Raw genomic sequence first — 14,079 nt, forward strand, 5'->3', positions numbered from 1 at the left:
GGCCTGCGCCGCCGTTGCCGGCTCGCGGAAACACGTCCGGCTCGCGGAGACAGCTCCGGCTCGCAGGATCCGTGCGATCGGACGAGCCGAGGCGGATTCTGCGAGCCGAAAGTGGTGCAGTCGCGGGCCGGAGCACGCGGTGCGGGTGGTGCGGGGAGCTACATGTTGATCATGTGGCCCTTGAGGCCGTGGAAGCCCTCCTGCAGCGCCTCCGACAGCGTCGGGTGGGTGTGCACGTTGCGGGCCAGCTCGGTCGCGGTGAGGTCCCACTTCTGCGCGAGCGTGAGCTCGGGGAGCAGCTCGGACACGTCCGGGCCGATCATGTGGGCACCGAGCAGCTCGCCGTACTGCTTGCTCGCGATGAGCTTGACGAAGCCGGTCGGCTCGCCGAGGCCGTGCGCCTTGCCGTTGGCCATGAACGGGAAGGTCGAGACGGTGATCTCGTGGCCCTCGTCGGTCGCCTGCTTCTCGGTGAGGCCGAAGGAGGCGATCTGCGGCTGGCAGAACGTGGCGCGCGGCATCATCCGGTAGTCGCCGAGGGTCTGGGTCTCGGCCCCGGCGATGGTCTCCGCGGCGACGACGCCCTGCGCCTCCGCGACGTGCGCGAGCTGCAGCTTGGCCGTGACGTCGCCGATCGCGTAGATGTGCGGGACGTTGGTGCGCATGTAGTCGTCGATGCCGATGGCGCCGCGCTCGGTGACCTCGACGCCCGTCTTCTCGAGGCCGAAGCCCTCGACGCGCGGGACCCAGCCGATCGACATGAGGACCTTGTCGACCTCGAGCGTCGACTGCGTGCCGTCCTTGCCGGTGTAGGTGACGGTGACGTAGCCGTCCTTGTCGACGACCGACTCGACCTTGGTCGAGGTGAGGATCTCGACGCCGAGCTTCTTGTACTGCTTCTGGATCTCCTTGGAGACGTCCGGGTCCTCGTTGGGGAGGGCGCGGTCCATGAACTCGATGATCGTCACGTCGACGCCGTAGTTCTTCAGGACGTAGGCGAACTCCATGCCGATCGCGCCGGCGCCCACGATGGCCATCGTGTCGGGCAGCTCGCGGGTCATGATCTGGGTCTCGTAGGTGACGACGTTCTCGGAGAGCTCGACGCCGGGGAGGAGGCGGACGCTCGCGCCGGTCGCGATGATCGCGTCGTCGAAGGTGAGCGACTCGGAGCCGCCCTTGGTGAGCTGCACGTCGAGGCCCTGCGGGCCGGTGAAGGAGCCGGTGCCGTCGAACTCGGTGATCTTGTTCTTCTTCATCAGGAAGTGGACGCCCTTGGTGCGTCCGTCCGCGACGGTGCGGCTGCGGTCGAAGGCCACGCCGAAGTCGAAGGAGACGTCGCCCGAGATGCCGAACTGCTTCGCCTGCGCGTGGAAGATGTGGGCGAGCTCCGCGTTGCGCAGCAGTGCCTTGGAGGGGATGCAGCCCACGTTGAGGCAGACACCGCCCCAGTACTTCTTCTCGACGACGGCGACGGACTTGCCGAGCTGGGCGGCACGGATCGCGGCCACGTATCCACCGGGGCCTGCCCCCAGGACGACGACGTCGAAGTGCTGGGCCATGGATGTTCCTCCAGAGTGATGAGTTGTCGCGCGCGGGGAACCACGCCGTCTCCCAGGGTACCGTTCCGCACCGACAGGACCCCGTGCTCCTCCGAGGGCGAACGGACCCGGCGGGAATGCCGGCGGGCGGTCCGCGGTTGACGGCAGGGGGCGACGAGGCCCTCCCTGATCGGCACCACCCCCGGAGAGAAGCACCCATGACCGACACCGCCACCCGCACCGCCTCGACCAGCGCCCCGATCCTCGACGTCCTGGCCGAGCGCTGGAGCCCCCGCTCCTACGACGCCACCGCCGCGATCGCGGACGAGACGCTCACCTCGCTGCTCGAGGCCGCCCGCTGGTCCCCCTCGGCCGGCAACTCGCAGCCGTCGCGCTTCATCGTCGCGCGCCGCGGGACCCCCGAGTTCGAGAGCATCGTCGGCACCCTCGTCGGCTTCAACGCCGCCTGGGCCGGCTCGGCCGCCGCGCTGATCGTCGCGCTCGCCGAGACCGTCGACGAGAAGGGCGAGGCGCGCCCGTGGGCCGTCTACGACCTCGGCCAGGCCGTCGCCCACCTCAGCGTGCAGGCGCACCACGAGGGACTGCACGTGCACCAGATGGCCGGCTTCGACAAGGACGGCGTCCGCACGGCCTTCGGCGTCGACGCCCGCTTCGACCCCGTGACCGTCGCCGCGGTCGGCGTGCTCGCGAGCCCCGAGGCGCTCTCGAACGACGTGCTCCGCGAGCGCGAGACCGCGCCGCGCACCCGCCTCCCGCTCGAGGAGCTCGTGCTCGTCCAGGCGTAGTCGCCCTCACGAAGGCCCCGTCGGCCGCCGCTCCGCGGTGCCGGCGGGGCCTTCGTCGTCTCCGGCCGCGCCTGTGTTACTCCGCGTTTCATCACGGAATCGGATGAGTCGGCGCTCGTCCGTACGATCGGACGGTCCGCCCGCCCGCCCCGCCTCGGAGCCCTCATGACCGGAACGCCCGCCCGCACGAGCCTCGCCTTCGACGCCGCGCTCGGGCAGTCGGCGTTCCCGGTGCGCTTCGACGGGGTCGGCCGCACCTTCGCCCCGGGCGCCCCCGTGCTCGCCGACGTCTCGCTCGACGTGCGCGCCGGCGAGGTGATCGCGATCCTCGGCCCGAGCGGCTGCGGCAAGTCGACGCTGCTGCGGATCGCCGCCGGCCTCGACACTGCGAGCGCCGGCAGCGTGCTGATCGACGACTCGCCGGTGTCGGGCATCGACCCGCGCTGCGCGGTGGCGTTCCAGGAGCCGCGGCTGCTGCCGTGGCGCTCCCTCGCGGCGAACGTGGCGCTCGGGCTCCCGCGCGGCACCTCGCGCGAGGCGGGCCGCACCGCCGTCGACGAGCTGCTCTCGCTGGTCGGGCTGACCGCTCACGCCGGCTCCCGGCCGCGCGAGGTCTCCGGCGGGATGGCGCAGCGCGCCTCGCTCGCCCGCGCCCTGGCGCGCAACCCCGGCGTGCTGCTGCTGGACGAGCCGTTCGGCGCGCTCGACGCTCTGACCCGCCTGCGGATGCAGGACCTGCTGCTCGAAGTGCACGCGGCCGCCCCCGCGACGATCCTGCTCGTCACCCACGACGTGGACGAGGCGCTGCAGCTGGCCGATCGGATCGTGCTGCTCGGCCGCGACGAGCCGGGCGGCGTCTCGCGCATCCGGCAGATCATGACCGTCCCCGGGGCGCGCCCCCGCGACCGCGGCTCCGCCGAGCTCGCCGAGCGGAGGGTCGAGCTGCTCGAGGGGCTCGGGATCGAGCGGCACTAGGCCCTCCTCCCCTCTCCTCCCCAGACGTCGATCTCGCCGTCCGTCCACGGATGCCGCCGCTCGCGGACATCCCTCCCCCCTGCTCCCGCACACTCGTTCCACTCCCGGAACCGCACCGAAGTCGAGGCCCCCATGTCGCTCCAGTCCTTCAGCACCTCCCCGCTGACCCGCCGCACCGCGCTCGCCGGCCTGCTCACCGCCGCCGCGGTCCCGCTCCTCGCGGGCTGCGTCCAGGGCGAGGGCGGCGGCGGCGCGGCCGCTGCACCCGCCGCCTCCGACGGCTCGACCGCGAAGACCCAGGGCGGCACGCTGACGCTCGACTTCGCGACCTACAACCCGCTCAGCCTCGTCATCAAGGAGAAGGGCTGGCTCGAGACCGCCCTCGCCGAGCAGGAGGTCACCGTCACCTGGGTGCAGTCGGCCGGCTCGAACAAGGCCAACGAGGCGCTGCGCGCCGGGGCGATCGACGTCGGCTCGACCGCCGGCTCCGCCGCGCTGCTCGCCCGCTCGAACGGCTCGCCGATCAGGACGATCGACATCTTCTCGCAGCCGGAGTGGTCCGCCCTCGTCGTGCCCGCCGGCTCCGCGATCACCAGCGTCGAGCAGCTCGCCGGCAAGCAGATCGCCGCCACCAGCGGTACCGACCCCTACTTCTTCCTGGTGCAGGCGCTCGAGGCCGCCGGCCTGAGCATCGACGACGTCACCGTGCAGAACCTCCAGCACGCCGACGGCTGGGCCGCGCTGCAGAACGGCTCGGTCGACGCGTGGGCCGGGCTCGACCCGATCATGGCGGGCGCGCAGGCGGCCGGGGCGACCCTGCTCTACCGCAACGTCGACTTCAACTCCTACGGGCTGCTCAACGCGACCGAGAGCTTCCTCGCGGCCAAGCCCGACCTCGCGCAGACCGTGGTGAACGCCTACGAGCACGCCCGCGCCTGGGCCCTGGAGAACCAGGAGGAGACGGCGAGCATCCTCGCGTCCGTCGCCGGGCTCGACGTCGCCGTGGCGACCACGGTGATCACCGAGCGCAGCAACCTCGACGTCGACAACGTGCCCGGCTCCGCGCAGACCGACGTGCTCTCCGTGATCGGCCCGATCTTCGTCGCGAACGGCGACGTCGCCTCGCAGGACCAGGTCGATGCGGCCCTCGACTCGCTGATCGACGACACGTACGCGACGGCGGCCGACCCGTCTGCGATCGCCTGACGGCGCTCCTGACGCCCGGCACCGCCCCCGCACGACAGCACGTCCCCGCACGACAGCACCGACCCGCGAGACCGACCGAGGAGACGACGATGGCGACACGCGACGACGAGACCGTGACCGACGCCGACCTCGTGCGCCGGAGCACCGGACTCGTGCAGGCGCCGGGTGCGGTCGGCGCAGCCGTGGTCGGTCCGAGCGTCGAGGCGTCGCAGAAGCGGCTCCGCGACGACGAGGCGGCGCACGCCCGGCCGCTCACCTCGCGGCGCTGGTTCCTGGTCGTCGGCGGGGCGATCCTGCCGGTGCTGCTGCTCGCGGCCTGGCAGATCGTCACGACCACCGGGATGGTGTCGGTGTCGGTCTTCCCGTCGCCGGCGATGGTCTGGGCGGCGGCGGTCGATCTCGCGCAGCGCGGCGACCTCGGGCAGGACGTCGCGATCTCGACCCAGCGGGTGCTGATCGGCTTCGGCCTCGGCTCCGCGCTGGGACTGCTGGTCGGCGCGCTCCTCGGGCTCTCGCGGGTCTGGGAGGTCGTGCTCGCGCCGACGCTCGGCGCGATCCGCGCGGTGCCGTCGCTGGCCTGGGTGCCGCTGCTGCTGCTCTGGATGGGGATCGGCGAGGAGTCGAAGATCACGCTGATCACGATCGGCGCGTTCTTCCCCGTCTTCACCACCGTGGCGACCGCCCTCGGTCACGTCGACCGGCAGCTCGTCGAGGCGGGCCGGGCGTTCGGCCTCTCGGGCGTGCGGCTGTTCACCGCGGTGCAGCTTCCCGCCGTGATCCCCTCGGTGATCGCCGGGCTGCGCCTCGCGCTCGCGCAGTCGTGGCTGTTCCTGGTCGCCGCCGAGCTGATCGCCTCGTCGATGGGCCTGGGCTTCCGCCTGACCGACAGCCAGAGCAACGGACGGATCGACCGCGTCTTCCTCGCGATCATCCTGCTGGCGGTGCTGGGCAAGCTGACCGACTCGATCGTGGGCGTGTTCCAGCGCTACGCGATCCGGAAGTGGGCGTGAGGATGACCGGCACGACGCGGCCCACGACCCGCACGACGACCACGGAGGCACGCCGATGAGCGAGACGATCGCCAACCTGCTCGAGGAGTCCCGCCGCTTCCCGGCGCCCGAGGCCTTCGCCGCGCAGGCGAACGTCGGCGCCGACGAGTACGCCCGCGCCGCTGCTGACCCGGTGGCGTTCTGGGAGGAGGCCGCCCGGCGCCTCGACTGGGTCGAGCCCTGGCACACCGCGCACCGCTGGGAGCCGGCCGTCCCGCAGGAGGACGGCACGCTGTCGGTCCCGCGCGCGACCTGGTTCGAGGGCGGCACGCTCAACGTCGCCGTCAACTGTGTCGATCGGCACGTGGACGCGGGCCGCGGCGACAAGACCGCCCTGCACTTCGAGGGCGAGCGCGGCGACCGGCGCTCGATCAGCTACGCCGAGCTGCAGCGCGATGTCGCCCGCGCCGCGCACGCTCTCACCGCGCTCGGCATCGGGAAGGGCGACCGCGTCGTCGTCTACCTCCCGGTGATCCCCGAGACCGTCGTCATCACCCTCGCGATCGCGCGGATCGGCGCGATCCACTCCCTCGTCTTCGGCGGCTTCTCCGCCGAGGCGGTGCGCTTCCGCGTCGAGGACACCGGCGCGAAGCTGCTCGTCACGACCGACGGCCAGTTCCGGCGCGGTGTGGCCGTCCCGGTGAAGGCGAACGCCGACCACGCGGTCGCCGGCGTCGCGTCGATCGAGCACGTGCTCGTCGTCCGCCGCACGGGCGACGAGACGCCGGACCTCCCGTGGACCGAGGGCCGCGACGTCTGGTGGCACGACGTGGTCGATGCGCAGCCCGACGTGCACGAGGCCGAGGCCTTCGACGCCGAGACGCCGCTGTTCATCATCTACACCTCCGGCACGACCGGGAAGCCGAAGGGGCTCGTGCACACCAGCGGCGGGTACCTCACCCAGGCCTCCTGGACGCACTGGGCCGTGTTCGACGCGAAGCCCGACGACGTGCACTGGTGCACCGCCGACCTGGCCTGGGTCACGGCGCACACCTACGAGATCTACGGACCGCTCTCGAACGGGCTCACCCAGGTGATCTACGAGGGCACCCCGAACACCCCGCACACCGCGCGGCACTTCGAGATCATCGAGCGCTACGGCGTCACCGTCTACTACACGGCGCCGACGCTGATCCGGACGCTGATGACGTGGTTCCCGGAGGGCGTCCCGTCCGAGTACGACCTCAGCAGCCTCCGACTGCTCGGCACGGTCGGCGAGTCGATCAACCCGGAGGCCTGGGTCTGGTTCCACGAGCGGATCGGCGGCGGGCGCTGCCCGATCGTCGACACCTGGTGGCAGTCCGAGACGGGCGCGGCCGTGATGTGCCCGCTGCCCGGCGTCTCGACGCTCAAGCCGGGATCCTCGCTCGGCGCCCTGCCCGGGCTCGGCGCCCTCGTCGTCGACGAGGCGGGCGAGCGGGTGCCGAACGGCTCAGGCGGCTACCTCGTCGTGGACCGCACCGGCCCGGCCCTCGCGCGGACGGTCTGGGGGAACCCGGAGCGGTACCGCGACTCCTACTGGGCCCGCTACGCGAACCGCGGGTACTTCTTCTCCGGCGACGGCGCGAAGTACGACGCCGACGGCGACATCTGGGTGCTCGGCCGGGTCGACGACGTCATCAACGTCTCGGGGCACCGGCTCTCGACCATCGAGATCGAGTCCGCCCTGGTGGCGCACCCGGCGGTCGGCGAGGCCGGCGTGGTCGGCGTCGAGGACGCGACGACCGGGCAGGCCATCGCCGCGTTCGTGATCCCCTCCGACGAGGCGATCGATCGTGCGGAGGAGGATCCGGCCTACTGGACCGCTCTCGCCGCAGAACTGTCGTCGGTGCTGCGGGAGCACGTCGCGACGGCGATCGGGCCGATCGCGAAGCCGCGCGACGTGGTCGTCGTCCCGGACCTGCCGAAGACCCGCTCCGGCAAGATCATGCGCCGCCTCCTCGGCGACATCCGCGACGGCCGCCCCCTCGGCGACGTCACGAGCCTCCAGGACGACACGGTCCCGGAGCGGATCGCCCGCATCGTCGCCGCGCGCGGCTGAGACGAACGGGCCGCTCGTACAGCGGGGTGGGTCTCGATACGCCGCCTCCGGCGGCTACTCGACCAGCATGGGAGCGCCGCCTCCGGCGGCTACTCGACCAGCATGGGAGCGCCGGACGCGCCGGAGCCGGGGCGGCGAGTGGACCCGCTATGGGGTCCGGTGGCTGTGGAGAGCCCGATGTGCGTCCGCTCGCGCGGGTCGGCACCGTCGAGTGGACGCGTGCGGGGGCCTGCCTCGACCAGGAGGCCCCTCGCGGGTCCGTTCGAGGATCCCCCGGATCAGCAGCCCGCGCGGCGAGCCCCCAGCATGCTGATCGAGTAGTCCGCGGAGCGGGCCCCAGCATGCTGATCGAGCAGTCCGCGGAGCGGGCCCCAGCATGCTGATCGAGTAGTCCGCGCAGCGGACGTATCGAGATCCACCAGCATCAGAAGGACGAGTCTGCAGACCCGTCCTGCTGGTGACGGCGGGTCTCGATACGCCCCTTCGGGGCTACTCGACCAGCATGTGTGTGCGCGGGCGGGGCTACTCGACCCGGCAGGTGTGTGCGCGGACGGGGCTGTTCGACCCAGCATGTGGGTGTGCAGGCGGGGCTGCTCGACCAGCATGTGCTTGTGCAGGCGGGGCTGCTCGACCCGGCACGACGGTGTGCGCCGCCCGAGGCTTCCGGTCGGCTCCGAAGCGGGGCGGGGCGGGGGCATCGGGAGTAGCGTTGACGCGTGCGCGATGTCCAGCAGCGAATCATCTCCGAGCTCCACGTCTCCCCCACCGTCGATCCGGCCGCCGAGGTCGAGCGGCGCAGCGGCTTCCTCGCCGACTACCTCCGGCACACCGGGGCCAAGGGCCTCGTGCTCGGCATCAGCGGCGGGCAGGACTCGAGCCTGGCCGGCCGGCTCTGCCAGCTCGCGGTCGAGCAGGTGCGCGCCGGCGGCGGCGACGCCTCCTTCATCGCCGTGCGGCTGCCCTACAGGGTGCAGGCGGACGAGGAGGACGCGCAGCTCGCGCTGACCTTCATCCGGCCCGACCGCCAGGTGACCTTCGACATCCACGCCGGAGTCGACGGCATCGCCTCGGCGTTCGGCGACGCGGTCGGCGAGCCGATCTCGGACTTCGTCAAGGGCAACGTCAAGGCGCGCGCCCGGATGGTCGCGCAGTACGCGATCGCCGGTCAGGCGGGCATGCTCGTCGTCGGCACCGACCACGCGGCGGAGGCGGTGACCGGCTTCTTCACGAAGTTCGGCGACGGCGGCGCCGACGTCCTGCCGCTGACCGGCCTCACGAAGCGCCAGGGCCGCTCGCTCCTCGAGCACCTCGACGCGCCTGCCCGCCTCTACGAGAAGGCGCCGACGGCCGACCTCCTCGACGAGAATCCCGGCCAGACGGACGAGTCGAACCTCGGCCTGGTCTACGCGGACCTCGACACCTATCTCGAGGGCGGCGACGTCGCGACCGAGGTCGCCGAGGCGATCGAGGCCCGGTACCAGGCGACCGAGCACAAGCGGCAGGTGCCGCTCTCGATGTTCGACGACTGGTGGCGCGCCTCCGCCGTGTACACGCCCGGCAACCACTGACGGCACGAGCCCACTGACAGCACGAGCCGCCCCGGGGATCCTCGGGGCGGCTCGCTCGTTCGGCAGGCGCGGGGTTCAGTCCGCGGCGCGCGCGTTGTAGACGAGCACGTCGCCCGCGTCGACGTGCTCGCGGTAGGCGCGGAAGACGGCCAGCGCCTCGTCGCGGAGCACGCCGTCGACGACCTCGATGCCGCGCGCCTCGAACTGCGCGGCCCCTGTCCTCGCGCATCGGACCCTCGTCGAAGGTGGAGATCTCCTCCAGCTCGGGACCCGACCCGGCGACCACCAGGCGTCGCACGCCCGACCACAGCGTCGCTCCGTAGCACTGCACGCAGGGCCGCCAGTTGACGACCAGCTCGTGCGCCGGCAGGCCCTCGCCGCCGAGGTCCCACGAGCCGAGCGCGGTCTGCGCGAGACCGAGCGCGGTGACCTCCGCGTGCCCGGAGGAGACCCCACTGCCGAGGACGACGTTCACGCCCACCGAGACCACGCGGCCGGAGTCGCGCTCGACGACGATCGCCGCGAACGGGCCGCCGTTGCCCTCGCGGAAGTTGCGATCGGCCAGAGCGTGCACGAGGGCCATGCGGTCCTCGCGCTCGGGCAGGAACTCGGGGACGTCGCGCACGGCGTCCTCGATCCAGGCGGGCAGGGCGATCTCGTAGCGGGTGGCGAGGCGGTCGATGTCCATGCGTCCATGCTCCCATCCGGCGCGGCGGCACCCGGCCCGGCCCGACCCGGATCGCGGACCTCAGACGCCCAGTGCCCTCCCGAGGGCGGCCGCCTTCGCCGCCCAGAAGCGCCTCGCCACGCCGGTGCGCGAGAAGAGGGCGTCGAAGCCGTGGAAGGCGCCCTCGACGATCTCGAGCTCGCAGGGCACCCCGGCCGCGCGCAGGCGCTCGGCGTAGCGGACGTCCTCGTCGTGGAAGAGGTCGAGGGTGCCGACACCGATCCAGGCCGGCGGGAGGCCCGAGAGGTCGTCGCGGCGGGCGGGCGCGGCGTACGGCGAGACGTCGGGGCCGCCGGGCTCGGCGCCGAGGTAGGAGGTCCAGCCGAAGCGGTTGCTGCCCGGCGTCCAGACGCGGACGCCGCGGGGAACCGGTCCGGGTCGGGTGACGGTGCGATCGTCCAGCATCGGGTAGACGAGCAGCTGGAACGCGGGCTGCGCTCCGCCGCGGTCGTGGGCCAGGAGGGTCGCCCCCGCGGCCAGGCCGGCGCCCGCGCTCGCGCCGCCCAGTGCGATCCGCTCGGGGTCGACGCCGCGCTCGTCGGCGTGCGCCGCGAGCCAGCGGAACGCGGCCAGCACGTCCTCGAGGGCGGCCGGCGCCGGGTGGGCGGGCGCGAGCCGGTAGCCGACCGAGAGGACGGTGATGCCGAGCGTGCGGGCGAAGGCGATGTTCGACGCCTCGTCGTCGAAGCGGCTGCCGAGCACCATGCCGCCGCCGTGCACCCAGACCAGCGCGGGCGCGGCGCCGCGGAGGGTGCGCGGGCGATAGCTGCGGGCCGGGACCGGGACGCCGTCCGGGCCCGGGATCTCGAGGTCCTCGACGACGAGGTCGGGCGCCGCCTCGCCGCCGGTGGCCGCGCGGCGGGTGGCCAGGCGGAGCAGCCGCGGGCCGAGGACGATCGGCGGAATGAGGCGGCCGAGCGCGAGGTCGGGGTGGAAGCGCGGTGCGGCTCCGCGCGTGGACCCGCTCATGCCCGCGGGTCCGAGACGAGCGGCAGCACGTCGTCGTAGTGGCCCGGCACGACCGCCGGCTCGACGTCATAGACGCGCACCGCGTCGCCCTCGGCGCCGCGGGCCGTCGGCCAGGGCAGCTCCTCGCCGCGCACGAAGGCCACCAGCTCGCGGTGCATCACCGCGGCGAGCGCCGCGGGCGGGTCCTCGCCCAGCACGCGGGTGGTCGCCTCGGCGTCGAGATGGTCGAAGAGGAACGGCAGGTCGAGGCAGTGCGAGGCGCCGCCGGTCGCCGGCGAGAGCCAGTCGAAGGCGTAGAGCCAGGTCGGGGCGGGTCCGGCCGCCCGATTCCACGCCGCCTGCAGCACCGCGCGGCGGAAGAGCAGGTCGGTCGTGCGGGGCGCCGCCCCCGGCTCGCGCTCGAGGCGCGGGCTGTCGAACTCGTCGGCGGTCGACCCGATCAGGAGCGGCTTGTCGAGACCGGTCGTCGCGGTCGCCTCGGACACGGGCAGGGGGAGGAGCGCGTCGCCCGAGACCGGCGCGAAGACGATCGCGTGCCCCGAGCCGGGCATCATCGTGAGCGCGGCGGTCTCGGAGAGCCCGTCCTGGTCGAGCGAGGCGAGTCCGGCGCGGGTGGGCGCGACGCCGAGGGCGTGCGCGAAGGCGGCGAGCTGCTCCTCCGCCTCCTCGATCGGGACGCTGCGGTCGGTCGGCGAGATCGCGACGGCGCGCGCGAAGAGCGGCTGCGCCGCGGCGCAGCCGAGCAGGGTCAGCACGGCGCCGCCACCCGCGGACTGCCCGGCGACGGTGACGCGGCCGGGGTCGCCGCCGAACGCGCCGATGCTCTCGCGGACCCACTCGAGGGCCGCCAGCCAGTCGCGGACGCCGCGGTTCGCGTCGCCCTCGACGACGCCGAAGCCGTCGACGCCCAGCCGGTAGGCGGCCGTCACGACGATCACGCCGTCGCGCGCGAAGGCCGAGCCGTCGTGCCAGTCGCTCGACGCCGCTCCGGTGACGTAGCCGCCGCCGTGCAGGTAGACCAGCACCGGGAGCGGCCCGGCCGGCTCGGCGGGGGCGAAGACGTTCAACGTCAGGGTGTCCTCGCCCGGGATCGAGTGCTCGGGGATGGTCGTGAACTCGAAGGGGCGACCGCGCTGCGGGGTCGCCCCGTACGCGTCGGCCTCGAAGACGCCGTCGAACGGAGCCCGCGGCTCCGGGGCCCGGAACCGGCGGTCGCCCACCGGCGCCTCGGCGAACGGGACGCCGAGGAACCGGGCGACGCCGTCCTCCGCGACTCCGGCGACGACGCCGCGGGGCGTCTCGATCTCGATGCGCACGACGGGCTCCCGCTCGCCGCTACGGCCGCACGAGGGTCTTGATCGCGCGGCGCTCGTCCATCGCGGCGTACGCCTCCGCGATCTCCTCGAGCGGCAGCTCCAGGTCGAAGACGAGTCCGGGCTCGATCGCTCCGCTGAGGACGTCGGGCAGCAGCTCCGCCATGTAGCCGCGGACCGGCGCGACACCGCCGTTGACGCCGACGTTCGAGCCGAACATCTGGCGCACGGGCAGCTCCGGGCCGCCGTTGGGGACGCCGACGTAGCCGACCATGCCGCCAGGGCGAGCGGAGTCGAGCGCCTGCTGCATCGACTCCTTGGTGCCGACGCACTCGAGGACGCAGTCGGCGCCGATGCCGTCGGTGAGCTCGCGGACGCGGGCGACGCCCTCGTCGCCGCGGGTGTCGACGATGTGGGTCGCGCCGAAGCGGGTGGCGAGCGCCTGGCGGGACTCGTGCCGCGACATCGCGATGATCGTCGTCGCGCCGAGGCGCTTGGCCGCGAGCACGGCGCAGAGGCCGACCGCGCCGTCGCCGACGACCGCGACCGTCGAACCCGCGGTGACGCCGGCCGAGACGGCCGCGTGGTGACCGGTGCCCATCACGTCCGCGAGGGTGAGCAGGCTCGGGATCAGCTTCGGGTCGACGTCGGTGCCGACCGGGAAGAGAGTGCCGTCGGCGAGCGGGACGCGGACCTTCTCGCCCTGCGCGCCGTCGGCGAAGCCCTGCTCGCCGACCTCGGCGCCCCACCAGCCGCCGGTGAGGCAGGAGGTCGAGACGCCGTTGGCGCAGTTGGCACAGGTGCCGTCGCAGACGTAGAAGGGGGCGATCACGAAGTCGCCGACGGAGATGTCGTGCACGTCGTCGCCGATCTCCTCGACGACGCCGACGAACTCGTGGCCGATGCGGTGCGCCTCCTTCGTCGGGGTGACGCCGCGGTAAGGCCAGAGGTCGGAACCGCAGACGCATGCAGCGGTGACGCGGACGATCGCGTCGCGCCCGGTCGAGAGCACGGGGTCGGGCACCTCCTCGAGTCGGACGTCGCGCTCGCCGTGGATGATCGTTGCTCGCATGGGGACTCCTGCTCGAGAGGGGGTGGGGGCTCGACCACGCTACGCCGCTCGTGCGGAGCGACAGGTGCCGGGCCAGGGGCTTGCACGAACGTCCGCGGGCGCTACGGGGGCGCCTCCCGCCAGCCGTCGGCGCCGACGACGACGTGCGCGACGAAGCGGAGCCCGCAGGCCGCGCACGCCTCGACGAGCGCCCGGGTCGCGGCGCGGTCGGAGGGGAGGACGTCCGCCGCGCCCGGATGACTGTGCGCGAGGCCGACCGCCGCCGCGCCGCGCGCCAGCACCTCCGCGAGGATCTCGGCGACGGGCACCTCCGCGTGGGTGGGCGGTCCGTCCGCGAGCGCGAGGACGTCGCGCACGGCTCCCGCGGCCGTGAGCGCGACGGCGAGCACGGTCTCCGTCGGCCGTGCGGCGAGGAGGGGCGCCACCAGCTCGGCGAGGCCGGCCGCGTCGGCGATGCGCGCGGCCCGCGCGGCGCGGTTCATCCTCCGGCGCAGCTCGAAGGACGCGACGATGCGGCAGGCGGCGACCTCGCCGACGCCGCGCTGGCGGACGAGGTCGGCGACACCTGCGCGCGACACCGCGTCGATGCCGCCGAAGCGCGCGAGCAGGCGCTGGGCGACGACGGTGGCGTTCGCTCCGCGGACCCCGCTGCCGATCAGCACGGCGAGCGTCTCCGCGTCGGTCAGCGCCTCCGGACCGCGGGCGCGGAGCCGCTCGCGCGGCCGCTCCTCGGGCGCGAGGTCGGCCATGCGCGCGCCGGCGACAGGAGACGGGGAGTTCATGGGCGCGACGCTACCCGCCGCCGCGCCCCCGGA

General features: G+C 73.5%; 11 protein-coding genes and 1 pseudogene. 6 read left to right on the plus strand and 6 right to left on the minus strand.

Going from position 1 to position 14,079, the window contains the following annotated elements; genetic code table 11:
* Positions 1–158 precede the first annotated feature (158 nt).
* Complete coding sequence (lpdA, locus tag HQQ86_RS14005; protein ID WP_173288904.1) at positions 159–1,559, minus strand: dihydrolipoyl dehydrogenase; 1,401 nt, start codon at positions 1,557–1,559, stop codon at positions 159–161.
* Between the two features lie 197 nt (positions 1,560–1,756).
* On the opposite strand from lpdA, the gene HQQ86_RS14010 reads away from it, so the two are divergent.
* From HQQ86_RS14010 to nadE, 6 genes are all read left to right on the plus strand, one after another.
* Entirely contained in the window at positions 1,757–2,344 is a 588-nt protein-coding gene (locus HQQ86_RS14010; RefSeq protein ID WP_173288905.1) for a nitroreductase family protein, read from the plus strand.
* A gap of 165 nt (positions 2,345–2,509) precedes the next feature.
* The gene (locus HQQ86_RS14015; protein ID WP_160085958.1) at positions 2,510–3,319 is read left to right on the plus strand and encodes an ABC transporter ATP-binding protein; all 810 of its coding nucleotides are present in this window, start codon (positions 2,510–2,512) and stop codon (positions 3,317–3,319) included.
* Between the two features lie 132 nt (positions 3,320–3,451).
* Complete coding sequence (locus tag HQQ86_RS14020; protein WP_173288906.1) at positions 3,452–4,525, plus strand: aliphatic sulfonate ABC transporter substrate-binding protein; 1,074 nt, start codon at positions 3,452–3,454, stop codon at positions 4,523–4,525.
* A gap of 89 nt (positions 4,526–4,614) precedes the next feature.
* On the plus strand, positions 4,615–5,535 hold the full coding sequence (locus tag HQQ86_RS14025) for an ABC transporter permease (protein WP_173288907.1): 921 nt from the start codon (positions 4,615–4,617) through the stop codon (positions 5,533–5,535).
* 55 nt (positions 5,536–5,590) lie between these two features.
* The gene (gene acs, locus HQQ86_RS14030) at positions 5,591–7,615 is read left to right on the plus strand and encodes an acetate--CoA ligase (protein WP_173288908.1); all 2,025 of its coding nucleotides are present in this window, start codon (positions 5,591–5,593) and stop codon (positions 7,613–7,615) included.
* 716 nt (positions 7,616–8,331) lie between these two features.
* On the plus strand, positions 8,332–9,183 hold the full coding sequence (nadE, locus tag HQQ86_RS14035; RefSeq protein ID WP_173288909.1) for an ammonia-dependent NAD(+) synthetase: 852 nt from the start codon (positions 8,332–8,334) through the stop codon (positions 9,181–9,183).
* A gap of 289 nt (positions 9,184–9,472) precedes the next feature.
* Here the strand turns inward: nadE and HQQ86_RS22095 are convergent.
* From HQQ86_RS22095 to HQQ86_RS14060, 5 genes and pseudogenes are all read right to left on the minus strand, one after another.
* Positions 9,473–9,871, minus strand: a pseudogene (locus HQQ86_RS22095) (hypothetical protein); the annotation flags it as partial.
* Positions 9,872–9,931: 60 nt separating this feature from the next.
* On the minus strand, positions 9,932–10,879 hold the full coding sequence (locus tag HQQ86_RS14045; RefSeq protein ID WP_173288910.1) for an alpha/beta hydrolase fold domain-containing protein: 948 nt from the start codon (positions 10,877–10,879) through the stop codon (positions 9,932–9,934).
* The gene (locus HQQ86_RS14050; protein ID WP_173288911.1) at positions 10,876–12,195 is read right to left on the minus strand and encodes a carboxylesterase family protein; all 1,320 of its coding nucleotides are present in this window, start codon (positions 12,193–12,195) and stop codon (positions 10,876–10,878) included. The genes HQQ86_RS14045 and HQQ86_RS14050 overlap by 4 nt, the downstream gene beginning before the upstream one ends.
* 19 nt (positions 12,196–12,214) lie before the next feature.
* The gene (locus HQQ86_RS14055) at positions 12,215–13,264 is read right to left on the minus strand and encodes a zinc-dependent alcohol dehydrogenase family protein (RefSeq protein WP_173288912.1); all 1,050 of its coding nucleotides are present in this window, start codon (positions 13,262–13,264) and stop codon (positions 12,215–12,217) included.
* A 101-nt stretch (positions 13,265–13,365) separates the two neighbouring features.
* A complete protein-coding gene (locus HQQ86_RS14060) occupies positions 13,366–14,046 on the minus strand; it encodes a RadC family protein (protein WP_173288913.1) in 681 nt (226 codons plus the stop codon).
* Between the last annotated feature and the right edge of the window lie 33 nt (positions 14,047–14,079).

The organism is Rathayibacter sp. VKM Ac-2857 (assembly GCF_013205025.1).
Taxonomy (GTDB): Bacteria; Actinomycetota; Actinomycetes; order Actinomycetales; family Microbacteriaceae; genus Rathayibacter.